The organism is Amycolatopsis sp. DSM 110486 (assembly GCF_019468465.1).
Taxonomy (GTDB): Bacteria; Actinomycetota; Actinomycetes; order Mycobacteriales; family Pseudonocardiaceae; genus Amycolatopsis.
In genome coordinates, this window is record NZ_CP080519.1 from 3,572,932 (window position 1) to 3,595,159 (window position 22,228).

The following is a 22,228-nucleotide window of genomic DNA, read 5'->3' on the forward strand; positions in this document are numbered from 1 at the left end:
AAGGTTTATGGCTATCGAACTGGGCAGGGTCGGCATTTGGCGTAGTGCCACGCAGACGAACGGCGAGTTCGCGGCGGAGGTGGAGAGGCTCGGCTACGGCGCGGTGTGGCTGGGCGGTTCGCCCGGCGGCGACCTGGCGATCGTCGAAGAGCTGCTCGACGCGACCGACCATCTCGCCGTCGCGACCGGCATCGTCAACATCTGGGCGGACACGCCCGCGTCCATCGCGAAGGCGTTCCACCGCATCGAGGCGAAGCACCCGGGCCGCTTCCTCCTCGGCGTCGGCGCGGGCCACCCGGAGGCGACGCAGGAGTACAAGAAGCCCTACGCCGCCCTCGTTGAATATCTCGACGGCCTCGACGCGGCGGGCGTCCCCCAGGCGTCCCGCGCGCTGGCCGCACTGGGCCCGAAGGTGCTCAAGCTGGCGGGCGACCGCACGGCCGGCGCGCACCCGTACCTGACGATCCCGGAGCACACGCGCTCCGCCCGCGAGATCCTCGGCGCGGGTCCGCTGCTCGCCCCCGAGCACAAGGTGGTGTTCGACACGGACCCGAAGCGCGCGCGGGCGCTCGGCCGCAAGACCGTGCAGTTCTACCTGCAGCTGTCCAACTACACGGCCAACCTGCGCAAGCTCGGGTTCACGGAGGAAGACCTCGCCGGCGAGGGCAGCGACCGCCTCGTCGACGCCCTGGTCCTGCACGGCGACGCCCCGGCCATCGCGGCGGGCGTGCGCGCGCACCTCGACGCCGGTGCTGACCACGTGAACGTCCAGGTCCTGAACGAAGACCCGTTCCCGGCATACCGGGCGCTGGCGGCCGAGTTGTTCTGAATCGTTCCACGTGAGGATGTCCATAGGCGTCCCTAATGAGGTGGACCGGCCCACGCGGCCGGTCCACCTCGTACGATGCGGCTGAGAAGCCAGTCAGTTCCGAGGAGGAAACGATGCCCATCGCCACCCCCGACGTCTACGCGGAGATGCTCGACCGGGCCAAGGCGAACGAGTTCGCCTACCCGGCCATCAACGTGACCTCGTCGGAGACCGTGAACGCCGCGATCCGCGGGTTCGCCGAGGCGGAGAGCGACGGGATCATCCAGTTCTCCACCGGCGGCGCGGAGTTCGCGTCCGGGCAGAAGGTGAAGGACATGGTCACCGGCGCGACCGCGCTGGCCGAGTTCGCACAGGTCGTGGCGGCGAAGTACGACGTCAACGTCGCGCTCCACACGGACCACTGCCCGAAGGACAAGCTCGACGGCTTCGTCCGCCCGCTGATCGAGATCTCGGCCGAGCGCGTGAAGAACGGCCAGAACCCGCTCTTCCAGTCCCACATGTGGGACGGCTCCGCGATCGACCTCGACGAGAACCTGCAGATCGCGCAGGAGCTGCTCGCCAAGACGGCCGCCGCGAAGATCATCCTCGAGGTCGAGATCGGTGTCGTCGGCGGCGAGGAAGACGGCGTCGCGCACGACATCAACGAGAAGCTCTACACCGCCGAAGGCGACTTCCTGAAGACCATCGACGCCCTCGGTTCCGGCGAGAACGGTCGCTATCTGCTGGCCGCGACCTTCGGCAACGTCCACGGCGTCTACAAGCCGGGCAACGTCAAGCTCCGCCCCGACGTGCTGAAGGGCGGCCAGGAAGCGGCCGCCAAGAAGCTCGGCCTCGACGCGGGCGCCAAGCCGTTCGAACTCGTCTTCCACGGCGGCTCCGGCTCCCTCCCGGAGGAGATCCGCGAGGCGGTGACCTACGGCGTCGTCAAGATGAACGTCGACACCGACACCCAGTACTCGTTCACGCGCCCGATCGTCGACCACTTCTTCAAGAACTACGACGGCGTGCTGAAGATCGACGGCGAGGTGGGCAACAAGAAGTTCTACGACCCGCGCTCGTACCTGAAGGCCGCCGAGGGCGGTATGGCGGCCCGTGTGGTCGAGGCTTGCCAGGCGCTGGGCTCGGCGGGGACGAAGGTCAAGTAAGACCTGTTCGGCTGAGGTTGGTAACACGTGAAACGGCCCTTCCCCCGGGCGTCTCGGGGGAAGGGCCGTTTCTTGCTCTGACTAGGCGACCAGGTTCTCGGGGGTCACCTTCCGCCGCGCGGTCCAGCGGCGCGTGACCGGCCCGGCGCCCGCCCACAGGACGAACACACCGACCAAAGCCACCGCCACCGTCCAGTACGCCACCGGCGGCGCCGACTCGGTGTGCGCGTCACCCAGGAACCACACCCGGAACTGCGACTGCACCCACAGCGCCCCGTACCCGAACGCCGTCACCAGCAGCGCCCCGATCGCGGCCGTCGCGACGCGATGACCCGCGCCGATCGCGAACGCCAGATCCACCGCCAACCCGACGGCCAGCAGGTAGAACGGCACCGTCGACACCGGAAAACCCAGCCCCAGCAGCAACGGCCACATCACGCACCGATAAGCCACATAAGCACCGGCCACGGCCAGCCCCGCCCAGCGGAACCGCAGTGTGTGGCGGGCGAGGGCGAGGATGAGCGCGGTGACGGCGATGCCCCACAGCGGGTAGACCCATTCCGGGATGGGCATCGTGAAGTGCAAGATCGCCGTCCGGTCCACCGGATGCCCGATCTGGTTCGCGGCAAAGCTCAGCAGTGAAGGCTCCGCCTCCGGCGCCCCGCGCTCCCACGCGCGCAGGCCGAGGATGCCGTACTCCTGCTGGCCGTTGGGGAAAAATGTGTTCTCCAGGAAGAACGCCCACAGCGCCAGCAGCACACCCGTTCGGAAGCGCCCCGGCGGCGCGAGGCGCACCCAGCCGAGCAGGACGCCGGCCTGCATGATGCCCGTGCCGAGGTACAGCATCATGTGCGACGGGCTCCACGCGGTGAGGTCGAGGCCGTTCACGCGGTGGTTGATCACGTCCAGCGGCGCCGCGACGAGGAACACCACGAGACCCGTCTGCATCAGCCGCAGCGACGGTTTGTCGCAGCCCAGGCCCGTGTAGCTGTGGATCGCGACGAGCACGATGATGATCACCGTGCCGACGGTGTTGATCAGGTGCGGGGGCGCCAGGTCGTCGCGCAGCCACATGAAGTGCCACGACATGTCCCACGACGAGCCCACCAGCTTGAACCCGAACGCCGCCAGCCACATCCCGTAGCAGAACCGCAGCACCCACGTGGGCGTCGGCCGGCCTGCCGCGCCGCGGTGCCAGTGCCGCTGGAAGAACAGCCGGGTCTTCCCGACCGGGCTCCGCGGGATCACGTCTACCTGCGTCATGGCGGTCATCATTCCCGGCGCGCGGGCAGCGGTGGTGCGGAAGGTGCCAAACTGCTCGAAAACCAGGGTTCACCCCTACGGGTGGCGGATTTGCCTCGACGGTCTTTTTCACGGCAGGGTGTCGCGCCATGATGCCGAAACGAGTTGTCGCCGCAGTCGTCGTCGCCGCCCTCGTGCTGGCCGGCGGAGGCGTGCTGACGAGCCTGTTCCTCTGAGTCCGCGCGGGCGTAGGCAGAATGTCGGTATGACGCACAACCTGCTTGGCCCCGAGCCGACGTTGCTGCCCGAGCACACCGCCGCCCAGGCCGCCCTGGACGCGGGCACCGACCCGTCGGCCGTCGCCGCCGAACACCCCGAATTCAGCGCCGCGTGGGCCGCCCTCGCCGAGAACGCCCTCTCGGACGGCGAGACCGTCGCGGCCTATGCCTACGCCCGCACGGGCTACCACCGCGGCCTCGACCAGCTCCGCCGCGCCGGCTGGAAGGGCTTCGGCCCGGTGCCGTGGTCGCACCGCCCCAACCAGGGCTTCCTGCGCGCGTTGGCCGCCCTCGGCATCGCCGCGGGGCGCATCGGCGAGACCGACGAGTACGACCGCGTGAAGACCTTCCTCAACGAGTCCGACCCGGCCGCGGGTGAGGCGACGGGGCTGAAGTGACGGTTTCGGCCTGACACTGCTGCTGCGGAGGGCTCTGTCATTGCTTCGCCATTGCGCGCGGAGCCCTTCGCTGCGTGTTCTCGAGTGCGGGCCCGAGTGTCGACTTTTGAAAGGAACGCATAATCAACAGCGTTCTTGCGGAGAAGACAAAACGGTCGAGGTAAGCCGCTGCTGCACTATTGCCGCCCATCGCGATCGGAATGGTGCTGCGGGCTTCTCTAGTGTGGGCGCGTGCGTCGTGTCCTCATCCTCGGCCCCTCCGGCAGCGGCAAATCCACCCTCGCTCGCCGCCTGGGCGCGGCGCTGCACGTACCCGTCACCCACCTGGACCAGCTGTATTGGCGCCCCGGCTGGGTGCCGGCGCCGCCTGAGGACTTCCGCGCCGCGCAGGCCGCCGCCGTCGCCACGGACGGCTGGATCATCGAGGGCAACTACAGCTCCAGTTTCGACCTACGCCTGCCTCTGGCCGACACCGTCGTGTTCCTCGACGTCGGTCGGACGACGAGCCTGCGCCGCGTCCTGCTGCGCCACCTGCGCGAACGCGGCCGCGACACCCAGGCCCCCGGCTGCGTCTCGAAGCTCGACCTCGAGTTCGTCAGGTGGATCTGGAACTGGCCACGTACTCACCGCAGCCGCCTGTTGGCGTCGGTGGCCACGGACGCTCCGCTGGCGCGCCACCACCTGCTGTGCACCCACGCGGACGTCGCGGCTTTCCTGCTCTCGGTCTAGCCGTCTCGCGGCTCGGGAGAAAACCGGACACCTCGTTCGTTGAGAAGCTATGGCTGTCGCGTTCCTGCTCTACGTCATCGCCGAGGTCGCCGCGATCTGGGCCGTGGGCTCCCTGGTGGGCGTCCTCGGCACGATCGCGCTGCTCATCGCGGGCGCCTTCGTGGGCTCCTGGCTCGCCCGCCGCGAGGGCGCCAAGGCGATGCGCGCCTTCGTCACCAAGGCCCAATCCGGCCGCCCCGCCGACAAAGAACTCACCGACGGCATGCTCATCGCCGTGGGCGGCATCCTGATCATGGTGCCTGGGTTTGTCAGTGACCTGCTGGGGCTGTTCGTCCTGCTGCCGCCGTCACGCGCGCTCGTGCGCCGGTGGTGGCTGCGCCGGGCTGAGAAGCGCGCGATTCGGTACGCGAACACCCACCGCGGCCCGGTGATGGTGGTGGACAGCGAGGTCGTCGCCGAAGACCCGCGCCCGACCACCCACCCGATCATCGAGGGGCGCGTCGTCGAAGGCTGAACCGACTCGTACGGCGTGGCGTTTCAGCAGGTCACGAATTTTGTCAGTGGCAGCCGCTACTGTCGAACACGTGTTCCCACTAGTCCATGACGCCAGTGACTGCGGTCACCGCATCGACCAGCGGCACGTGCTCCCAGATGCGCACAACGTGCCATCCGGCGTCGCTCAGCGCACTCGTGACGAGCTCGTCACGAGCCATGTTGCGCTGCAGTTTCGGCGTCCAGTACCACTCGTTGCTCGTCGGCTGGCGCCCGTGCTCAGGGCAGACGTGCCAGAAGCACCCGTCGACGAAAACCGCGATCTTCCGCGCTGTGAACACGATGTCCGGTCGCACTCGAACGCCGCTTTCGAGGACTACCGGCAAGTCCTTTCGGTAGCGGTAGCCCAGCCGATGCAGCTCCTTGCGCAAGGCGACCTCCGGCTTGGTGTCCGTCCGGCGGTTTGCCTTCATGTTCCGGGATCGGCCCTCGTTGGCGGGCGCAGGGTAAAGACCCTTCGCATGCGCCTGCTCACGCGCGTCCTTGCCCGGCACACCTATCCCTCTCGTCGTGGGCCCCAAGCCATGGGGAAAGATACCGTTTCACGTCCGCGCACCTCCCGTGAGCCTGGAAGGGGTTACTATGAGTGAGACCTTCGAGGTCATCGAGATCTGCGCCGGCGCCGGTGGCCAGGCTTACGGCCTCGAAAAGGCCGGCTTCACCCACCGCCTCGCGGTCGAGCTGGATCACAACGCGTGCACGACATTGAGGGCGAATCTGCCCGAGGAAGTCGTTGCCGAAGGCGATGTGGCAGATCCCGAGGTGTGGAATCCAGCCGACCACGGCCCAGACAACGACCTGGGCAATCGAGAGCTCGACCTCCTAGCAGGCGGCGTACCCTGCCCCCCATTCACTATCGCCGGGAAACAGCTGGGCGCGAACGACGAACGCGACCTCTTCGCGTGGGCTGTCGAGCAGGTCGCCGTCGTACGCCCGCGAGCGGTGATGCTCGAAAACGTCCGCGGCCTCAGCATGCCAAGGTTCGCCGGCTACCGGCAGCACGTCCTCGACCGGCTGACGTCGTTCGGGTACGTCGCCGAATGGCGGCTGTTGCACGCCGCTGGTTTCGGCGTACCGCAGCTGCGACCGCGGTTCGTTCTCGTCGCCCTGCAGGCGGAGTACGCGGATTACTTCGAGTGGCCGGAAGAATCCGAGCACGAAACCACCGTCGCTGAGGCGATCAGCGATTTGCTGGGCAAACACGGGTGGAAAGACCTCGAAGACTGGAAGAAGAAGGCCAACAAGATCGCACCCACGATCGTCGGCGGCTCGAAGAAGCACGGTGGTGCCGACCTGGGCCCCACGCGCGCAAAGCGTGCATGGGCTGAGCTTGGCGTCGACGCGTTGGGGCTCGCTAATGATGCTCCTATGCCCGACGACAAGTTCGAAGGCAAACCCGGCCCCAAACTCACCAATGAGATGGTCGCACGCATCCAGGGCTGGTTCGGCGAGTTCAGCGACTGGACGTTCACCGGGCGAAAGACCTCAAACTACCGGCAGATCGGCAATGCGTTCCCGCCTCCTATGGCGTACGCCGTCGGCCAGGCGATCATGCGAGCCCTCAAAAAAGAGTCGGTCGCCAGCAATCGGCAGGTTGATCAAGAGCATGATCCGGTATACCGGATCCTTCGCGACGCCAAGGACTTCCTGTCAGCGGATCAGCTCGTGCAGCAAGCCGAGCTTCCACTGGGAATCCCTGAGCTGGAGAAGCGGATTAGCATGCTGCGCCACGATTTCCACGTGGTCACCAAGAAGCGGGACAACACTATCGTCTACAAGCTAGGCGAGTTCAAAGCATTCATCGGCCAGGAGGACCACAGTCGCCACGATGTCTTCTTGAAGAACCGCGCGAAAATCAGTTGAAATAGCCGCGCCGTTGCCGTTCGGGAGCAGCGGCGGTCGGCTACTTCTTAACGCTGGGAAGGTTCGGTGCGGGCGTGCTCACATTTTCGCTTGACGGCGCAACGACCCATTGGTCACCGTCAAGTTCCACCGAAGGTAGCAAAGCATCAGCTTCAGTCCGAGGTCGGAGCTTTACGCTCACGAACTCGCCAGGGCCTGGCTCCGCGATGGAGAGCACCCGCGCAAGTTCAACATGATTTCGGTAGTCGCCAAGAATGACGATTCCCTCCGCCTTCAGGTGCTGCCTCGCGCCACCGTTACCACGAACGCGCTTCATATAGTCGTCTTGCTTCGCGACGGTCGCGACAACATTCCTTGACACGATCCGTCCCTGAGCGCGCCGGAAGAGCTCATCGAGCCGCTTCTGCCCAGATCCGAATTCGAGAATCTTTTCAACCTCGCCCGCATCAAGTTTGAGGAGAAGGTTCTCCTGCAACGGTGCAGCAGAGAACAGCCATCGAATCTGGCCCTTCCCGTAGATGCTCAAGGTGCGCTTGCCGTCCCGGTTTCCTTTGCCGGCTTGGTTCAGGTGCCCAGCACTCGCACGGACAAGACCCGCTGACCACTGCGACTTCTGATCGCTCGCCCACACGACCAGCAGCAAGTAATCGCGTGCTTCCGGCGGGATCATCCAGCCGAACATGGACTGCGAAAACTTGCAGTCAACTTCATGCCCAATGATCGAGTAGTCCATATGATCGCCGCCATCAAAACCGAACTCGCGTTGCAAGTTGATCTCGATCAGGGTCCCAGCGTGGGTCTTCTCCGTCTTGTACAGCTGATCCCAGCTGTACCGTCCCGTATGCTGCCCGTCGAGCAGCATGTCGATGCTCCTGCGGATCGCCTTCGCAAACCTCTGCCCATCGGGATCGAGTCGCCTCAGCTCAGCGGCGACCTCATCCAATCCGGGATCCGGGTGCCATCTAGGGTCCTCGCCCCACAGTGGGAGCACGTTGTCGGCCGTGACGTCGGTCATGCATCCGACCATAGCCACGTGATCACGGTGACCGCACCGAATTTGCCAAATGGCCTAGCCACCTGTGGGCTTCGGGATGTCGAAGTAGCTCGAGAACCGCACCGCCGGCGCGTACTCGCCCTTGACCTTCACGCGGCCCGTCACGAACATCGCCGCGGGGGCGGAGGTGCCGGTGGCCATGCGGATGAAGTCGTCCACCGAGAGGGTGAGGGTGGTGTCCGGGGTGCGGGACAGGTCGGTGCTCGAGACGCACGCGCCGGATTCGATGACGGTTTGGAAGCGGTCGTAGCCGTCGTCGCCGGTGCCGCCGGAAAAGCGCCAGGAAACGACGAAGTCGACGTGGCGGGCGCGGTCGGCGCGGAAATGCTCGGACATTCTGCGGAAAATCTCGTCGAGGAAGGCCGCGCGTAACTCGGGGTGGTCGGCCAGGGCCTTGAGTTGGTCGCGGGAGGCGCGGTGGACGACGTCGACCAGGGCCTGGGTGGTCAGGCTGCTCAGTTCGATGCCGGCGCCCGCGTTTCCGAGCATGTGCAAGGTTTCCAGGACCTGCACGAACTGCGCGGGCGTGAGCTTGCCGAAGTCCAGCTTGCGGGCGAAGCCGTTGACCGCGTGCCCCTCGGAGGCGGTGGAACGGGAGCGCGAGAATCGGGGCACGGAAACGGAGTCTAACGGCTCAGGCGGGCTTCGGGAGGTCGAAATAGCCGATCAAGCCGGCCGCGAATGCGAGGTCGCCTTTCACCTTGATTTTGCCCGTCACGAACAACACGGCGGGCGTTGCCTGGTGCGTGATGAGGCGAAAGAAGTCGACTGGCGACAGGGTGATGGTGACGCGGGGGCGGGCGCCCTCGACGGTCCGCGAGACCGTGCACGCGCCGCCGGAGATGGTCGTCGCGTAGCGGTCGTAGCCGCCGGCGCCGGTGCCGCCGGAGAGGCGCCAGTGGATGACGGCGTCGAGCGCGCGGGCGCGGTCCACGCGGATGTGCGCGCCCATGCGGGCGAAGATCTCGTCGAGCACGCGTTCGCGAAGGGGTCGGGAGGCGACGACGGCCTCCAGCTGCGCTCGGGACGCGCGCGAGACGAGCGTGGCGAAGCGGGTCGGGTCGACCTTGGCCAGGGAGAACGCCGGGGCGTCTTCCGAGAGGCGGATGAGTGACGAGAGCAGACGGCGGAAGTCGTCGCGGCCGAGTTCGCGGGGGTCGATGGCGTCGGCGACGGTGTTGACGTCGAGGCCGTCGAGCGCGACGCGGTCGAGGGCGTCGAGCAGGGCGGCGCCGCGCAAGCCGGCCACGTCAGAACCGTCGGCCATCCCAAGCCCCTTCCGTGATCTTCCGGCAAAGGCTACCCATGAGTAGGTAAGCGGGCAAGCACGCGCCGACCACGGCGGCAGGTACCGTCTCCTGCTGGCGAGAGGGAGGTCGGAGAGTGCCCGACGAAGATCAGCGCCCGCCCGAGCGGGCCCGGCGGCTGCCACGCGCGGTGCGTGAGCGGCAGATCCTGGACGCCGCCGTGCGCGTGTTCTCCCGCCACGGCTACCACGCGGCCTCGATGGACGAGATCTCCGACGTCGCCGGCGTCTCGAAGCCGATGATCTACACCTACCTCGGCTCGAAGGAAGACCTCTTCGGCAAGAGCATCCAACGCGAGGCGACGCGCCTGCTCGAGGCCATCCAGGCGGGCGTCCAGCCGGATCTTCCGCCCGACATGCAGCTTTGGCACGGGCTGCGGTCGTTCTACCGCTTCGTCGCCGAGTACCGCGAGTCGTGGACGGTGCTGCACCGCCAGGCGCTGACGGTCGGCGGGACGTTCGCCGCCGAGATCACGGCGATGCGCGGGCGGGCGATCGAGTTGGTCGCCGCGTTGGTGGTGTCGGCGGGGACGCGGAAGGGCCTCGGGGAGCAGGCCGAGTTCTCGGGCGCCGGCTTGGCCGCCGCGCTGGTCGGTGCCGCCGAGTCGTTGGCCGACTGGGCGCTGGACCACCCCGAGATCTCCGACGGCGTGCTGGCGTCGTGGCTGATGAATCTCGTGTGGCTGGGGTTCAACGACCTCGTCGAAGGTCAGGTCTGGAAACCGCTGCCCGACATGGACTCAGAGGGCTGAGATCACGCCGTCCAGGTGCGGCTTCGGCTTGCGCGCCTGCCATAGCTCGAACGCCCAGCCCTCGTCCGTCGGCCAAGCGGTGAAGGCCGCGCGGGCCGGCAGCAGCACGGGCTGCTTGAAGCGGACGTCCACTGTGTACGCGTCGGGCAGGCGGCCCTCGAAGGACGCCAGGGCGTGGGCCTTCGTCCACATGCCGTGGGCGATGGCGCGGGGGAAGCCGAACAGGCGCGCGGTCAGCGGGTGCAGGTGGATGGGGTTGCGGTCGCCCGAGACCTCGGCGTAGCGGCGGCCGATGTCGCCCGGGACGGTCCACAGGGCGGTCGGCGTCGGGGGGACCAAAGCAGCGCGCGGCCGCGAGGAACCCGAGGAACTCGAGCGGCGCAGATACGTCGACACCTCCGACCACACCAGCTCCGTGCCCGCCCACAGCTCGCTCACCATGTCGAACTGCCGGCCCTTCTCGTGCGGCCGCAGGTTCTCCGCCCGCACCCGCGTGGAGAACGTCTCGCCCAGGGACAGCGGGCGCCTCGAAGTGATCGAGTTCGCCACGTGCACCAGGCCGAGCAGCGGGAACGGGAACCCGGGCTCCGTCATCAGCGCCATCTGCAGCCCGAACACCAGCATGTGCGGATAAGTCGCGGGCAGTACATCCGAATACCGAAACCCGCACACCTCCGCGTACGCAGCGACGTGCGCAGGGGAGACCGTGACCGACGGCCGCACCAGCTCCGTCTCCGGCAGTGTCGAACCGCGGCCGCGGCGCAGCAGGGCCTTCGGGTACAGCGTCGCCAGGCTGGGCGCGCTGGTCAGCTCGCGAACGGACATCGTCACGCCCCCAGCAGGGCCTGGCCGCACACGCGGACCACGTTGCCGTTGACCGCGGCCGACGCCGGGCTGGCGTACCACGCGATGGTCTCGGCGACGTCGACCGGCAGGCCGCCCTGGCCGAGGCTCGACAGGCGCCGCCCGGCTTCGCGGATGAACAGCGGGACGGCGGCGGTCATCTTGGTCTCGATGAAGCCCGGCGCGACGGCGTTGATCGTGCCGCCGTACTCCGCGAGCTGGGGCGCGCCGACGTTGACCATGCCGATCACACCCGCCTTCGACGTCGCGTAGTTCGTCTGGCCGACGTTGCCGGCGATGCCCGCGATGGACGAAACGCCGATAATACGGCCGTTTTCGCGCAGGACCTTGTCGGCGAGCAGCTTGTCGTTCACCGCGAGCTGCGCGGCGAGGTTCACGGTGAGCACGGCGTCCCAGCCGCCCTCGGTCATGTTGCCGAGAGTCTTGTCGCGCGTGATGCCGGCGTTGTGCACGACGACGTCGACGCCGCCGTGGCGCGTCGTGAGGTACTCGGCGAGCTTGGCCGGCGCGTCCGCTGCCGTGATGTCCAGCTGCAGCGCGGATCCGCTGATGCGATTGGCCACTGTGGACAGATCAGCGCCCTGCGCCGGGATGTCCAGGGCGACGACGTGAGCACCGTCGCGGGCGAGCGTCTCCGCGATGGCCTCGCCGATTCCGCGCGACGCGCCGGTGACCAGCGCGACCTTGCCCGCCAACGGCTTTTCCCAGTTCGCCGGGGCCGCGGCGGAAGTGCCGTGCGTGCCGACGCGGATCACCTGCGCGTCGACGAAGGCCGACTTCGCCGACAGCAGGAACCGCACCGTCGACTCGGCCGCGGCTTCGGCGCCTTCGGCCACGTACACGAGCTGCGCCGTCGCGCCGCGCTTCAGCTCCTTGCCGACGGAGCGCACGAAGCCCTCCAGCGCCCGTTGCGCGATCCGCTCGCGGCCCTCGACCAGCTCCGGCGGCGTGCCGAACACGACGACTCGGCCCGACGCCCCGACCTTGCGGATCACCGGGTGGAAGAAGCGGTAGACCTCGCGCAGGTCGGAGGGGTCCTTGATGCCGGTGGCGTCGAAGACCAGGGCGGCGTGGCGTTCGGCCGGGACTTCGAGAACCTCGATGCCGGCTTCGGAAACCTGACTCTTCAGGGTCTTTTCGAGCCGTCCGCCCGGCGCGGCGCCGAGGAGTGCGGGACCCTCGAGTGCGGGCTGGCCGGCGCCGTACCGGCGCAGCGTGGCGGGGTTGGGCAGGCCGAGCTTCGGCACCACGAACTTCCCCACCGGGGTTTTCGTGAACTGCTGGTACCTGTCAGCCATCGAGCGCCTCCCGTGCCGTCTGCGTCACGTCGCAATCTAACCTACTCGCTAGTAGGTTACAGTGTGAAAGGGACGACTCAGAGAGGTGGACGTCATGGCGACCAGGAAAACCGCCGCGGTCCGCAAGGTCGCGATCATCGGCGGCAACCGCATCCCCTTCGCACGGTCGAACGGCCCGTACGCGAAGGCGTCGAACCAGGACATGTTCACCGCCGCGCTCGACGGCCTCGTCAGCCGCTTCGCGCTGCAGAACGAGGTGATCGGCGAGGTCGCCGCGGGCGCGGTGCTCAAGCACTCCAAGGACTTCAACCTCGCGCGCGAGAGCGTGCTGGGCAGCCGGCTCTCGGCCGCGACGCCCGCGTCCGACGTCCAGATGGCGTGCGGCACGGGGTTGCAGGCCGTGATCAACGTGGCGCACAAGATCTCGCTGGGGGAGATCGACTCCGCCATCGCGGGTGGCGTGGACACGACGAGTGACGCTCCGCTGGCCGTGAACGCCGACCTGCGCAAGATCCTCGTGCAGCTCAACTCCGCGAAGACGCTGGGCGACCGGCTCAAGCTCCTCACGAAGCTTCGGCCGGGCCAGATCGTGCCCGAGATCCCGCGCAACGCCGAGCCGCGCACCGGTCTGTCGATGGGCGAGCACGCGGCGCTGACGGCGAAGGTCTGGGACGTCACGCGCGAGGCACAGGACGAGCTCGCCGCGGCCAGCCACCAGCACCTCGCCGCCGCGTACGACCGCGGGTTCTTCGACGACCTCGTGACGCCGTTCCTCAAGCTGGCCAAGGACCAGAACCTGCGGCCGGATTCGAGCGTCGAGAAGCTCGCCAAGCTCAAGCCCGTGTATGGCGGCGCCGACGGCACCATGACGGCCGGCAACTCGACGCCGCTCACCGACGGCGCGTCGACCGTGCTGCTCGCGACGGACGAGTGGGCGAAGGCGCACAACCTGCCAGTGCAGGCGTACCTGACGTTCTCGCAGACGGCCGCCGTCGACTACGTCCACGGCGCCGAGGGGCTGCTGATGGCGCCCGCGTACGCGGTGCCTCGGATGCTGGAACGCGCGGGACTTTCCTTGCAGGACTTCGACTTCTACGAAATCCACGAAGCGTTCGCGTCGCAGGTGCTGGCCACGTTGAAGGCGTGGGAGGACCCGGCGTTCGCCAAGGAGAAGCTGGGTCTCGACGCGCCGCTGGGCTCGATCGACCGGGCGAAGCTGAACGTCAACGGCTCGTCGCTCGCCGCCGGGCACCCGTTCGCCGCGACGGGCGGGCGGATCGTGGCGACGCTGGCGAAGCTGTTGCACGAGAAGGGATCCGGGCGTGGCCTGATCTCGATCTGCGCGGCCGGGGGCCAGGGCGTGACGGCGATTCTGGAGAAGTGAATCCGGACCCCTCGTGCGGGGCCCGGATCAGCTGTTCAGCTGAGCTGCTTTTCGGCCTTCTTACTCAGCTTTTCGGCCTGCTGGCCGGCCTTCTTCGCGGCGCGGCGGGCGCGCCAGCCGAGGGACGGCTTGCCCGCCGTGTCGCCCGCGGCGAGCAGCAGACCGCCGGCGATGCCCGCGTTCTTGAGGAACTGGACCTGCTGCGCCTGCCGCTCGGCGGGGTCCTTGATCTCCCAGAACCGGTGCCCGGCGGCCGTCGTCGGCACCAGTGTGCCCAGCAACGCGAGCGACGCCAGCCGCGGCGCCTTGCCCGCCGCGAGTGCGAGGCCGGCGCCGATCTTCACGGCGGCGTCGATGCGCACGAGCGTCGCGGGATCGCGCGGCACCTGTTCGGGGACGAGGCCCTCGACCTTGTCGAACGTCTCGGTGAGGAACGGCTCGATCGCCTTCGCGTGCCCTTGGGTGTCGCGGAGCATGCCGATACCGCCGTAGATGAACATCGACGCGAGCAGTGGACGGGCCACCCGGCGCAGTATCACGGTCGTCGCCTTTCCTGCGAGGTCTTCGGTGCTGGTCGAACCTACAACCGGGATTCCCCGTGGGCGGGTCGCCGAACCGCGCTAGCTTTACCTAGGTATTTATCGTGTTTTCACTAGATTTGCTTAGATGACTTTAGCGGCTCCTGGCAGTTCTGGTGCTTGACCTTGACGCAGCGTCAACTTCTACCGTTTACGGCATGGAGTGGTCGATCCAGGACATCGCCCGAGCAGCGGGCACGACCAGCCGGACACTGCGGCACTACCACGCCGTCGGGCTGCTCGCACCCAGCCGCATCGGCGGCAACGGCTACCGCTACTACGACACGGCCGCCCTGGTGCGGCTCCAGCGGATCCTGCTGCTCCGCGAGCTCGGCCTGGGGCTGCCCGCGATCGCCTCCGTACTCGACGGCGAGCGCGACAGCGTTGTCGCCTTGTCGACGCATCTCTCGCTGCTGGAACAGGAGCGGGCGCGGATCGGGCGGCAGATCGACTCCGTGCGGACCACGTTGAGGAAATTGGAGGGAGGTGAACCACTCATGGCGGAGGAAGTTTTCGACGGCTTCGATCACACGGTGCACGAGGCCGAGGTGACGTCCCGTTGGGGCGCATCGGCTTATCGCACTGGTGACCAGTGGTGGCGGTCGTTGTCGGCTTCGGAGCGGGCGGCGCATCAGCGGGAGCAGAGCGAGATCGCGGCTGCTTTCGGGGCGGCGCGGGCTTCGGGGTTGTCGGTTGAGTCTGCCGGGGTGCAGGCCGTTGTCGGTCGGCTCCACGCTTGGTTGAGGCCGGCGGTGAAGACGGTGTCTCGCGGATATTTTGTGGGATTGGGGCAGTTGTATGTCGATGATCCTCGGTATGGGGCCTACGACGCTGATTTTGGCCCCGGCACCGCGGAGTTCATCCGGGACGCGATGCGGATCTACGCGGAGCGGAACCTGGCGGAGTAGTGCGGCGTCGGAGTGAACGCTGGGGGTGGGGATGGTCGGGGCTGCAGACCCGCCCATCCCTCTGGCTTGGGTTGTTTGGGTTGGGTTGGCGAGTGGTCCCGTCGTGCCTGGGGACTGGCACGAACGGTCCACTCGCGCGGCGCCGTGCCGGCGAACGGTCCACTCGCGCGTGCGGCTCGGCACGAACGGTCCATTCGCGCACGCGGCATTGCACGAAACGTCCACTTGCGCACTCGACTTGGCGCGAGAGGTCCACTCGCGCATCGAGGCAGCGGCGAATGGTCCGTTCGTTCCGGCTGGGCACGAACGGTCCGTTCGCCCGCGCGGCTTGGTGCGAAAGGTCCGTTCGCACGGCGGCGCCGGTGTGGACGGTCCGTTCGCGTGGCGGACCGGGGCGAAAGGTCCGTTCGCGCGCGCGGCTGAGTGTGGGAGGACCGTTCGCGCGGCGGCGTCGGCGCGAAGGGGCCGGTCGTGCGGCCCGCGCGGGGTGAGGGGACCAGTCGTGAGGCCCACCAAGCCCGAGCGCGGCGATCGGCGACACGCGCTAGCGGGATATGGCGCAATATCGGACCCGCACTAGATACCCCGATACGGTGGCAAAGTGGACCCCATCCGCAATCCGTTCGCGCCCGGGGCTGGGCAGCGGCCGCCTGAGTTGGCGGGGCGGGAGCGTGAGCTGGGGGCGTTCGAGGTGGTCCTGGAGCGCGTCGCGAGGGGGCGGCCGGAGCGGAGTCTGGTGTTGACCGGGCTGCGGGGGGTCGGGAAGACCGTGTTGCTCGGGGAGCTGCGGTCGATGGCCATTCGGCATGGGTGGGGCGCCGGGAAGATCGAGGCGCGGCCGGACGCGGAGCTCAGGAGGCCGTTGTCGGCTGCCCTGCACAGGGCGATTCGGGATCTGGCGGTCAAGCACAGGGCGCCGGATCGGGTTGAAGAGGTCCTGGGGGTGCTGAAGGCGTTCGCGTTGAAGGCGAACAAGGCCGATGCGAAGCTCAGGGACCGGTGGCAGCCGGGGATCGAGGCGCCGGCCGCGCAGGGGCGGGCCGATTCCGGGGACATCGAGATCGACCTGGTGGAGCTGTTCACCGACGTCGCTGAACTCGCCGCCGACGTCGGCACCGGGGTGGCGCTCCTCATCGACGAGATCCAGGACCTGCAGCCCGACGACGTCTCCGCGCTGTGCGCCGCGTGCCACGAGTTGTCGCAGTCGGGGGCGCCGCTGGTGGTGGTCGGGGCCGGGTTGCCGCACGTGCCGGCCGTGCTGAGCGCTTCGAAGTCGTACTCGGAACGGCTGTTCCGCTACGCGCGCATCGATCGCCTCAGCCGCAAGGACGCCGACTTCGCCGTGATGGCGCCGATCGAACGCGAGGAAGCCGGCATCGAGCCCGAGGCGCTCGACGCGCTGTTCGACGCGTCCGGCGGGTACCCCTACTTCATCCAGGCCTACGGCAAAGCGGCGTGGGACGCCGCACCCGCGGATCCGATCACGGTGAAGGACGTGCAGGTCGCGGCGCCCGAGGCGGAGTCCGAACTGGCCGTGGGGTTCTTCGGCTCGCGTTACGAGCGCGCGACGCCCGCCGAGCGCGAGTACCTGATCGCGATGGCCGAGCTGACGCAAGGCCGCGACGAGGCCGCCGGCACCGCCGACGTGGCCGTCTACCTGGGGCGCAAGCCCTCCTCGCTCTCGCCGGCGCGCGACAGCCTCATGAAGAAGGGCCTGGTCTACTCCGCCGAACGCGGGCAGATCGCCTTCACGGTGCCCCACTTCGGGCACTACCTGCTCGGCCGCGACTGACGGCTGTCTTCCCCTCGCTACCGCTCTATGACGCTGCCTAGTTGTATCTAGCAAATTAGCTATACGGCCCAAGAAGATCCTAGCCCGTTACCTCTAAGTGACCCGCGACACGCGATCTGTCCGGTTATCACCTGATCATTGCCGATGATTCATCGGCAAGTAAGCCACGTCACCGATGATTCGTTGGCATCCTCGTGAAAAAAGGCGCATACTAGAGACACAACCACCGAGAACCTCCAAAGGGGATGCAGACACAATGAGCAACATCGCCGCCAAGCTCCGTGCTCGTCGCGCCGAGGCTCGTACTCGCCGGGCACTGAACCGGGCGATCGACACCGCGGCCACCTCGACGGTGCGCCAGGAGCTCATCGCCCTCGCCCAGGCGCGTCAGCCGTTCATGCGCTGACCCAGCCGCAACTGGTTAGTGTGTCACTCACATGAGTGACCTAGACCACAAAGTGCTGTGGGTGTAACGCCGCGCCTCGCGGCATCGATACCCACTACGACCCCGTGATGCTGGCGGACCCCCGACCTGGCAGCATCACGGGGTTTCCACATGTCTGGACCCTTTGTCCGATTTCCCAGAACCCTTGCGCGAACCGGCTTGCGGCGCGATGCTTGACTCCGTCAACGATTTGGTTGAGGTGGTCAATGAACGACGTGAGCCTGGCAGAGCGCGTCGCCACCGTGCGTGCGTTCAACCGCCTGTACACCGGGGTGATCGGCGTCCTCGACGAAGGACCGGCCGACGCCGAGTACTCACTGAGTGAGGCGCGGGTGCTGTTCGAGGTCGCCCAACAAACCGAGCTCCACGTGAGTGACCTGCGAAAACGCCTCGATCTCGACGCCGGCTACGCAAGCAGGCTGCTCAGCCGCCTGGAAAGCCGCGGCCTGGTCCTCCGCGAACGCAGCGGCGAAGACGCCCGCCGCCAGATCGTCCGCCTGACCGACGCCGGCCGCGAAGCGTTCGCCGACCTCGACAGCCGCTCGGTGCGCCAGATCGGCGGCCTCCTCGAACGCTTCCCCGACGAAGACCAGCGCCGCCTGCTCGGCGCGATGGGGACCATCACGCAGCTCGTCCGTGAGAAAACCGCAGATCCCACGCTCGTGTTACGCACCCCGCGACCGGGTGACCTCGGCTGGGTGGTCCACCGCCACGGCACCCTCTACGCCCGCGAGTACGGCCTCGACGAACGCTTCGAAGCCCTCGTCGCCCGCGTGGTCGCCGATTTCGCCGACCACCGCGACGACCCGCGCCAGGCCGCGTGGATCGCTGAGCTCGCCGGCGAACGCGTCGGCAGCGTCTTCTGCATGCCCAGCGCGGACGAACGCACCGCCAAACTCCGCCTCCTGCTGCTCGAACCCGGCGCGCGCGGACACGGCGTCGGCAAACGGCTCGTGCACGAGTGCGTCGAGTTCGCCCGCGGCCGCGGCTACGCGGCGATGGAGCTGTGGACGCTCTCGGCCCTCGACGCCGCCCGCGGCATCTACCGCAGCGCCGGGTTCAGGCTCGAACACGAGGAGCCCACCCGCGACTTCGGCCCGGCGGTGACCGGCGAGACCTGGCGGATGGAGCTCTAGATGTTCGTCGTCTACTGCGCCGTCTGCGACCGCCGCACGCTGCTCGGCGTCGACGAGGTCGAGTGGGTCGAGAACCTCACGCGCGGCGTGATCTCCGTGTCCGGCCACTGCCCGCGCGGCCACGACGTGGTGGTCCTGACCGGCGACGCGTTCACCCCGCACGAAGACCCGCGCTACTTCGGGCCGGCGCCGCGCATCTGGACGAAACCGATGAACAAGCTGCGCTCCTGGCTGCGCGGACATTTCGAGGTGAGCCGCGACCTGCCCGGCCCGTTCTACCGCTTCTGACGTCCCATCAGGAAGAACTCCGGGTTCGGCTTCAGCGCGGTGAGGTGCGCCAGCCGGTTGGACATCGCGAACAGCGCCGTGATCGCACCGACGTCCCAGATCTCGTCCTCGGTCAGCCCCGCATCACGCGCCGCCTCGAGGTCGGCTTCGCCGAACAACGCGGAATCCTGCGCGAGCGCCAGCGCGAGGTCGACGATCGCCCGGCCGCGCTCGTCGAGCTCCACGTGCCACGGGTTCGCGGCGACGTGGTCGGACAGCTCCGGGTCCTTCGCACGGATCCGCAGGATCGCCCCGTGCGCAACGATGCAGTAGGTGCAGTGGTTCGCGCCCGACGTCGCGACGACGACCAGTTCGCGCTCGGCCTTCGTCAGTCCGTCTTCGCGCTCCATCAACGCGTCGTGGTAGTCCATGAACGCGCGCAGCTCCGCCGGCCGGTGGCCCAGCGCGCGGAAAATGTTCGGTGTGAAGCCGGATTTCTCCGCGATCGCGCCGACGCGTTCACGCAGATCCTCGGGCAGGTCTTCGAGTTCGGTCACGGGGAACCGGCTATCGCTCATACCCCCCACGCTACTGCGCTGTTGGTTACCAATCCGACCACAGTCACGGCGGGAACGGTGCCGCATGCAGTACCGCCCGGTTGCGTGCCCGCCTACTTCCGGTCGGATTGGTAACGCGGGAAACTCGCCACCCTTGGCACCGCGCGTTCACCCGGGTGGAGTTTGCTTACCCCGTGAACTGGACCGCATACGTGGACGGTTACTGCGAACGCGTCGCGCCCGGGCTGTGGGGCGAGCCGCTGAACGACGTCACCAACCTGGCGTTCCTCGGGTCCGCCATCGCGGTGTGGTGGCGAGCCGACGGGCGGCGGACCGGGCGGACGCTCGCGGTGCTCGTCGGGCTCGTGTTCCTGGCCAGCACGGTGTTCCACCTGCTCGCGACGCGCTGGGGCGGGGCCGCCGACTCCGGCTTCATCCTCGTGTTCGTGCTCTACTACGCCGCGAAGTTCCCGCAGGTGTTCTTCGGTGTGCCCCTGCGCAAGTCGTGGCTGGCGGCGCCCGCGTTCGTGGTGCTCACGGCCGCGCCGGCGGCGCTCGGCGGCGGGCTGTACCTGCCGGCGCTGATCGGGCTGGCGGTGTTCGCGGGCGTGCTCGCGTATGCGCGCGACCCGTACTGGACGCACTTCGCCGTGGCGGGCGCGGTGTTCGCGTTGTCGCTGGCTCTCCGCACCATCGACGGCGTCGTGTGCGGGGATTTCCCCGTCGGCACGCACTTCCTGTGGCACCTGCTCAACGCCGTGGTGCTCTACGTGGTGTCGAACGCGATGATCGGCAAAGAGAAAGCCCCCTCACCGGAACCGGTGAGGGGGCCGTCCACAGTGGACTAAACCGTGGGCTGAATCTCAGTGCACGCCGATGGGCCGCAGGTCCTTGTCGTGCTCGTCCGCGTGGTAGTCCGCCGGCTGGGTCTCGTCGACGCCGGGGTTCCACTTCGCCGCGTGCGCGATGGCCGAGACGATCACGGCCACCAGCACGTTGGCGATCAGCGCCACGAAGCCCGGGTAGATCTGCACGGTCGCCAGGCCGGTGCCCGAGAACGGGTGCCAGCCGAAGATCGACAGGTTGCCCATCGCGAGCGCCGAGCCGCCGAAGTGCAGCTTTCCGTTGGCGGGGTTGGGGATCCCGTACAGCATGATCAGGCCCCAGCCCATGCCCACGACCCAGCCGGCGATGAGGCCGGCCTTGTGCAGCCACCGCGTGTACAGCGCGAGCGCCACGGCCGGCAGCGTCTGCAGGATCAGGACACCGCCGATGAGCTGCAGGTCGATGGAGAACTGCGGGTCGATCAGGATGATCACCAGCACCGCGCCGAGCTTCACGATCAGCGAAGCGAGCTTGGCCTGCTTGGCTTCCTGCTTCGGCGTCGCGTTCTTGCGGATGTACTCCTTGTAGATGTTGCGCGTCCACAGGTTCGCCGCGGCGATCGACATGATCGCGGCCGGCACCAGCGCGCCGATGCCGATCGCGGCGAACGCGATACCGGCGAACCAGTGCGAGAACTGCGAGTCGAACAGCAGCGGGACGATGGTGTTGCCGTCGGGCTTGCCGGTCGCGTTGTTGGTCAGCGGCTTCACTCCGGCGCTGATCGCGACGTACCCGAGCAGCGCGAGCAGGCCGAGCACCAGCGAGTACGCGGGCAGGGCGACCATGTTGCGCTTGATCACGTTGCGCCCGCGCGAGGCGAGCACGCTCGTGAGCGAGTGCGGGTAGAGGAACAGCGCGAGCGCCGAGCCCAGGGCCAGCGTGGCGTACTGCAGCTGGTTGGCCGACGTCAGCAGGATCGAGCCTGCCGGCTTGCCTGTGGCCGGGTTCGGCGTGGCCAGCTTCGTGGCGGCCTGGTTGAAGATGTGGTCCCAGCCGCCGAGCTTCGAGGGCAGGTACACGATCGCCACGATGATCACGATGTAGATCAGGATGTCCTTGACGAACGCGATCAGCGCGGGCGCCCGCAGGCCCGACTGGTACGTGTACAGCGCCAGGATCAGGAACGCGACCAGCAGCGGCAGGTGCCCGACGATGCCGGAGCCGTTGATGCCCATCGTGCGCAGCACGGCCTCGAGGCCCACCAGCTGCAACGCGATGTACGGCATGGTCGCGACGATTCCGGTGATGGCGATGAGGAACGCGAGCGTCGGCGAACCGAACCGGCCGCGGACGAAGTCGGCCGGCGTCACGTAGCCGTTCGAGCGGCTGACGGACCACATGCGCAGCGCCGGCAGCAGCACGATCGGGTAGACAACAATCGTGTAGGGCAGCGCGTACATGCCGAGCGCGCCGGCGCTGAACACCAGCGCGGGCACGGCGACGAACGTGTACGCCGTGTAGAGGTCACCGCCGAGCAGGAACCACGTGATCCACGCGCCGAACTTGCGCCCGCCGAGGCCCCACTCGTCGAGGTGGTCGAGGTTCGCGCCGGCCTTCCAGCGCGACGCGACGAACCCGAGCACGGTGACGAGCGCGAAGAGGATGATGAAGATGGTCAGCTGGACCCACTGGATGGTCATCGGCTCTCACCCTCGTCGAGGTCGTCCACGCTCAGCTTGTCCGGCTCTTCGATGGTCGGCTCCTTGCGGGTCGCCCAGTAGACGATGCCGGTGCACAGCACGCCGGCGGCGACGAACACGAGCTGGAACCAGTAGAAGAACGGCAGGCCGAAGAGCCGGGGGCCGTCGAAGTTGAACAACGGCGTGACCAGGATCAGCAGCGGGACGATCAGCAACAGGTTCCACGGGCTGAAGTGGAACCCGCGCACCCGCCCGTCCTGTTTGGTTGTGGACATCGGGACCTCACTTAACACTCACGCAACACACAACGGGCCTGACCCTAGGAC

At 67.8% G+C, this 22,228-nt stretch carries 25 protein-coding genes; 14 read left to right on the forward strand and 11 right to left on the reverse strand.

The genetic code is table 11. The features are described from left to right. Nucleotides 1–7 precede the first annotated feature (7 nt). Entirely contained in the window at nt 8–829 is an 822-nt protein-coding gene (locus K1T34_RS17315) for an LLM class F420-dependent oxidoreductase (RefSeq protein ID WP_220245286.1), read from the forward strand. A 113-nt stretch (nt 830–942) separates the two neighbouring features. After that, nucleotides 943–1,974 carry a class II fructose-bisphosphate aldolase gene (gene fbaA / locus K1T34_RS17320; RefSeq protein WP_220245287.1) on the forward strand — a complete coding sequence of 344 codons (1,032 nt, stop codon included), beginning with the start codon at nt 943–945 and terminating at the stop codon, nt 1,972–1,974. An 81-nt stretch (nt 1,975–2,055) separates the two neighbouring features. Here fbaA and K1T34_RS17325 read toward each other — a convergent pair whose 3' ends face one another. Continuing rightward, a complete protein-coding gene (locus K1T34_RS17325; protein ID WP_370643708.1) occupies nt 2,056–3,246 on the reverse strand; it encodes a hypothetical protein in 1,191 nt (396 codons plus the stop codon). A gap of 235 nt (nt 3,247–3,481) precedes the next feature. Between K1T34_RS17325 and K1T34_RS17330 the strand changes: the two genes are divergently transcribed. The 3 genes from K1T34_RS17330 to K1T34_RS17340 all read left to right on the forward strand — a co-directional run bounded on the left by K1T34_RS17330 (nt 3,482) and on the right by K1T34_RS17340 (nt 5,135). Beyond that, a complete protein-coding gene (locus tag K1T34_RS17330; protein ID WP_220245289.1) occupies nt 3,482–3,892 on the forward strand; it encodes a DUF3151 domain-containing protein in 411 nt (136 codons plus the stop codon). Nucleotides 3,893–4,123: 231 nt separating this feature from the next. Beyond that, nucleotides 4,124–4,621, forward strand: a complete 498-nt coding sequence (locus tag K1T34_RS17335) for a DNA topology modulation protein FlaR (protein ID WP_220245290.1) — start codon at nt 4,124–4,126, stop codon at nt 4,619–4,621. 49 nt (nt 4,622–4,670) lie between these two features. Further along, nucleotides 4,671–5,135, forward strand: coding sequence for an FxsA family protein (locus K1T34_RS17340; RefSeq protein WP_220245291.1), 465 nt, complete (start codon nt 4,671–4,673; stop codon nt 5,133–5,135). A 79-nt stretch (nt 5,136–5,214) separates the two neighbouring features. On the opposite strand, the gene K1T34_RS17345 is transcribed toward K1T34_RS17340, so the two are convergent. Beyond that, nucleotides 5,215–5,667 (reverse strand): very short patch repair endonuclease, encoded by a 453-nt coding sequence (locus K1T34_RS17345; protein WP_255638554.1) that lies wholly within the window; start codon nt 5,665–5,667, stop codon nt 5,215–5,217. Between the two features lie 88 nt (nt 5,668–5,755). On the opposite strand from K1T34_RS17345, the gene K1T34_RS17350 reads away from it, so the two are divergent. Next, a complete protein-coding gene (locus K1T34_RS17350; protein WP_220245292.1) occupies nt 5,756–7,036 on the forward strand; it encodes a DNA cytosine methyltransferase in 1,281 nt (426 codons plus the stop codon). Nucleotides 7,037–7,076: 40 nt separating this feature from the next. Here the strand turns inward: K1T34_RS17350 and K1T34_RS17355 are convergent, their stop codons facing one another. The 3 genes from K1T34_RS17355 to K1T34_RS17365 are packed head-to-tail and all read right to left on the reverse strand — an operon-like array spanning nt 7,077 to nt 9,357. Further along, a complete protein-coding gene (locus tag K1T34_RS17355; RefSeq protein WP_220245293.1) occupies nt 7,077–8,051 on the reverse strand; it encodes a NaeI family type II restriction endonuclease in 975 nt (324 codons plus the stop codon). A 54-nt stretch (nt 8,052–8,105) separates the two neighbouring features. Continuing rightward, complete coding sequence (locus tag K1T34_RS17360) at nt 8,106–8,705, reverse strand: SCP2 sterol-binding domain-containing protein (RefSeq protein WP_220245294.1); 600 nt, start codon at nt 8,703–8,705, stop codon at nt 8,106–8,108. 19 nt (nt 8,706–8,724) lie between these two features. After that, nucleotides 8,725–9,357, reverse strand: a complete 633-nt coding sequence (locus K1T34_RS17365; protein ID WP_220245295.1) for an SCP2 sterol-binding domain-containing protein — start codon at nt 9,355–9,357, stop codon at nt 8,725–8,727. 116 nt (nt 9,358–9,473) lie between these two features. Here K1T34_RS17365 and K1T34_RS17370 point away from each other — a divergent pair, with 116 nt between their 5' ends. Further along, complete coding sequence (locus K1T34_RS17370) at nt 9,474–10,148, forward strand: TetR/AcrR family transcriptional regulator (RefSeq protein ID WP_220245296.1); 675 nt, start codon at nt 9,474–9,476, stop codon at nt 10,146–10,148. Here the strand turns inward: K1T34_RS17370 and K1T34_RS17375 are convergent. Together K1T34_RS17375 and K1T34_RS17380 are read right to left on the reverse strand one after the other, a co-directional pair. After that, complete coding sequence (locus K1T34_RS17375; protein ID WP_220247254.1) at nt 10,137–10,973, reverse strand: MaoC/PaaZ C-terminal domain-containing protein; 837 nt, start codon at nt 10,971–10,973, stop codon at nt 10,137–10,139. The two genes, K1T34_RS17370 and K1T34_RS17375, sit on opposite strands and share 12 nt — an antisense overlap. A 2-nt stretch (nt 10,974–10,975) precedes the next feature. Beyond that, nucleotides 10,976–12,310, reverse strand: coding sequence for a 3-oxoacyl-ACP reductase (locus K1T34_RS17380; RefSeq protein WP_220245297.1), 1,335 nt, complete (start codon nt 12,308–12,310; stop codon nt 10,976–10,978). Between the two features lie 94 nt (nt 12,311–12,404). On the opposite strand from K1T34_RS17380, the gene K1T34_RS17385 reads away from it, so the two are divergent. Next, on the forward strand, nt 12,405–13,694 hold the full coding sequence (locus K1T34_RS17385; protein WP_220245298.1) for an acetyl-CoA C-acetyltransferase: 1,290 nt from the start codon (nt 12,405–12,407) through the stop codon (nt 13,692–13,694). A 35-nt stretch (nt 13,695–13,729) separates the two neighbouring features. Here the strand turns inward: K1T34_RS17385 and K1T34_RS17390 are convergent, their stop codons facing one another. Then, entirely contained in the window at nt 13,730–14,233 is a 504-nt protein-coding gene (locus K1T34_RS17390) for a DoxX family protein (protein WP_220245299.1), read from the reverse strand. Between the two features lie 197 nt (nt 14,234–14,430). On the opposite strand from K1T34_RS17390, the gene K1T34_RS17395 reads away from it, so the two are divergent. The 5 genes from K1T34_RS17395 to K1T34_RS17415 all read left to right on the forward strand — a co-directional run bounded on the left by K1T34_RS17395 (nt 14,431) and on the right by K1T34_RS17415 (nt 18,841). Continuing rightward, nucleotides 14,431–15,180 carry a MerR family transcriptional regulator gene (locus K1T34_RS17395; RefSeq protein ID WP_220245300.1) on the forward strand — a complete coding sequence of 250 codons (750 nt, stop codon included), beginning with the start codon at nt 14,431–14,433 and terminating at the stop codon, nt 15,178–15,180. 601 nt (nt 15,181–15,781) lie between these two features. After that, a complete protein-coding gene (locus tag K1T34_RS17400; RefSeq protein WP_220245301.1) occupies nt 15,782–16,972 on the forward strand; it encodes an ATP-binding protein in 1,191 nt (396 codons plus the stop codon). A 256-nt stretch (nt 16,973–17,228) separates the two neighbouring features. Beyond that, on the forward strand, nt 17,229–17,378 hold the full coding sequence (locus tag K1T34_RS17405) for a hypothetical protein (RefSeq protein WP_162836041.1): 150 nt from the start codon (nt 17,229–17,231) through the stop codon (nt 17,376–17,378). A gap of 245 nt (nt 17,379–17,623) precedes the next feature. Continuing rightward, nucleotides 17,624–18,553, forward strand: coding sequence for a bifunctional helix-turn-helix transcriptional regulator/GNAT family N-acetyltransferase (locus K1T34_RS17410; protein ID WP_220245302.1), 930 nt, complete (start codon nt 17,624–17,626; stop codon nt 18,551–18,553). Then, complete coding sequence (locus tag K1T34_RS17415) at nt 18,554–18,841, forward strand: hypothetical protein (protein ID WP_220245303.1); 288 nt, start codon at nt 18,554–18,556, stop codon at nt 18,839–18,841. On the opposite strand, the gene K1T34_RS17420 is transcribed toward K1T34_RS17415, so the two are convergent. Further along, nucleotides 18,829–19,398 carry a peroxidase-related enzyme gene (locus K1T34_RS17420; RefSeq protein WP_220245304.1) on the reverse strand — a complete coding sequence of 190 codons (570 nt, stop codon included), beginning with the start codon at nt 19,396–19,398 and terminating at the stop codon, nt 18,829–18,831. The two genes, K1T34_RS17415 and K1T34_RS17420, sit on opposite strands and share 13 nt — an antisense overlap. 173 nt (nt 19,399–19,571) lie before the next feature. On the opposite strand from K1T34_RS17420, the gene K1T34_RS17425 reads away from it, so the two are divergent. Then, nucleotides 19,572–20,225 (forward strand): hypothetical protein, encoded by a 654-nt coding sequence (locus tag K1T34_RS17425; RefSeq protein ID WP_220245305.1) that lies wholly within the window; start codon nt 19,572–19,574, stop codon nt 20,223–20,225. Nucleotides 20,226–20,240: 15 nt separating this feature from the next. Here the strand turns inward: K1T34_RS17425 and mctP are convergent, their stop codons facing one another. Beyond that, nucleotides 20,241–21,902, reverse strand: coding sequence for a monocarboxylate uptake permease MctP (gene mctP, locus K1T34_RS17430; RefSeq protein WP_220245306.1), 1,662 nt, complete (start codon nt 21,900–21,902; stop codon nt 20,241–20,243). Further along, entirely contained in the window at nt 21,899–22,177 is a 279-nt protein-coding gene (locus K1T34_RS17435; RefSeq protein ID WP_220245307.1) for a DUF3311 domain-containing protein, read from the reverse strand. The genes mctP and K1T34_RS17435 overlap by 4 nt, the downstream gene beginning before the upstream one ends. Between the last annotated feature and the right edge of the window lie 51 nt (nt 22,178–22,228).

What these genes read in the sequence shown, in the direction of transcription:
- K1T34_RS17315 (WP_220245286.1), top strand. Translation starts at nt 8, where the DNA reads ATGGCTATCGAACTGGGCAGGGTCGGCATTTGGCGTAGTGCCACGCAG.
- fbaA (WP_220245287.1), top strand. Translation starts at nt 943, where the DNA reads ATGCCCATCGCCACCCCCGACGTCTACGCGGAGATGCTCGACCGGGCC.
- K1T34_RS17325 (WP_370643708.1), bottom strand. Translation starts at nt 3,246, where the DNA reads ATGACCGCCATGACGCAGGTAGACGTGATCCCGCGGAGCCCGGTCGGG.
- K1T34_RS17330 (WP_220245289.1), top strand. Translation starts at nt 3,482, where the DNA reads ATGACGCACAACCTGCTTGGCCCCGAGCCGACGTTGCTGCCCGAGCAC.
- K1T34_RS17340 (WP_220245291.1), top strand. Translation starts at nt 4,671, where the DNA reads ATGGCTGTCGCGTTCCTGCTCTACGTCATCGCCGAGGTCGCCGCGATC.
- K1T34_RS17350 (WP_220245292.1), top strand. Translation starts at nt 5,756, where the DNA reads ATGAGTGAGACCTTCGAGGTCATCGAGATCTGCGCCGGCGCCGGTGGC.
- K1T34_RS17355 (WP_220245293.1), bottom strand. Translation starts at nt 8,051, where the DNA reads ATGACCGACGTCACGGCCGACAACGTGCTCCCACTGTGGGGCGAGGAC.
- K1T34_RS17365 (WP_220245295.1), bottom strand. Translation starts at nt 9,357, where the DNA reads ATGGCCGACGGTTCTGACGTGGCCGGCTTGCGCGGCGCCGCCCTGCTC.
- K1T34_RS17375 (WP_220247254.1), bottom strand. Translation starts at nt 10,973, where the DNA reads ATGTCCGTTCGCGAGCTGACCAGCGCGCCCAGCCTGGCGACGCTGTAC.
- K1T34_RS17380 (WP_220245297.1), bottom strand. Translation starts at nt 12,310, where the DNA reads ATGGCTGACAGGTACCAGCAGTTCACGAAAACCCCGGTGGGGAAGTTC.
- K1T34_RS17385 (WP_220245298.1), top strand. Translation starts at nt 12,405, where the DNA reads ATGGCGACCAGGAAAACCGCCGCGGTCCGCAAGGTCGCGATCATCGGC.
- K1T34_RS17395 (WP_220245300.1), top strand. Translation starts at nt 14,431, where the DNA reads ATGGAGTGGTCGATCCAGGACATCGCCCGAGCAGCGGGCACGACCAGC.
- K1T34_RS17405 (WP_162836041.1), top strand. Translation starts at nt 17,229, where the DNA reads ATGAGCAACATCGCCGCCAAGCTCCGTGCTCGTCGCGCCGAGGCTCGT.
- K1T34_RS17410 (WP_220245302.1), top strand. Translation starts at nt 17,624, where the DNA reads ATGAACGACGTGAGCCTGGCAGAGCGCGTCGCCACCGTGCGTGCGTTC.
- K1T34_RS17415 (WP_220245303.1), top strand. Translation starts at nt 18,554, where the DNA reads ATGTTCGTCGTCTACTGCGCCGTCTGCGACCGCCGCACGCTGCTCGGC.
- K1T34_RS17420 (WP_220245304.1), bottom strand. Translation starts at nt 19,398, where the DNA reads ATGAGCGATAGCCGGTTCCCCGTGACCGAACTCGAAGACCTGCCCGAG.
- mctP (WP_220245306.1), bottom strand. Translation starts at nt 21,902, where the DNA reads ATGACCATCCAGTGGGTCCAGCTGACCATCTTCATCATCCTCTTCGCG.
- K1T34_RS17435 (WP_220245307.1), bottom strand. Translation starts at nt 22,177, where the DNA reads ATGTCCACAACCAAACAGGACGGGCGGGTGCGCGGGTTCCACTTCAGC.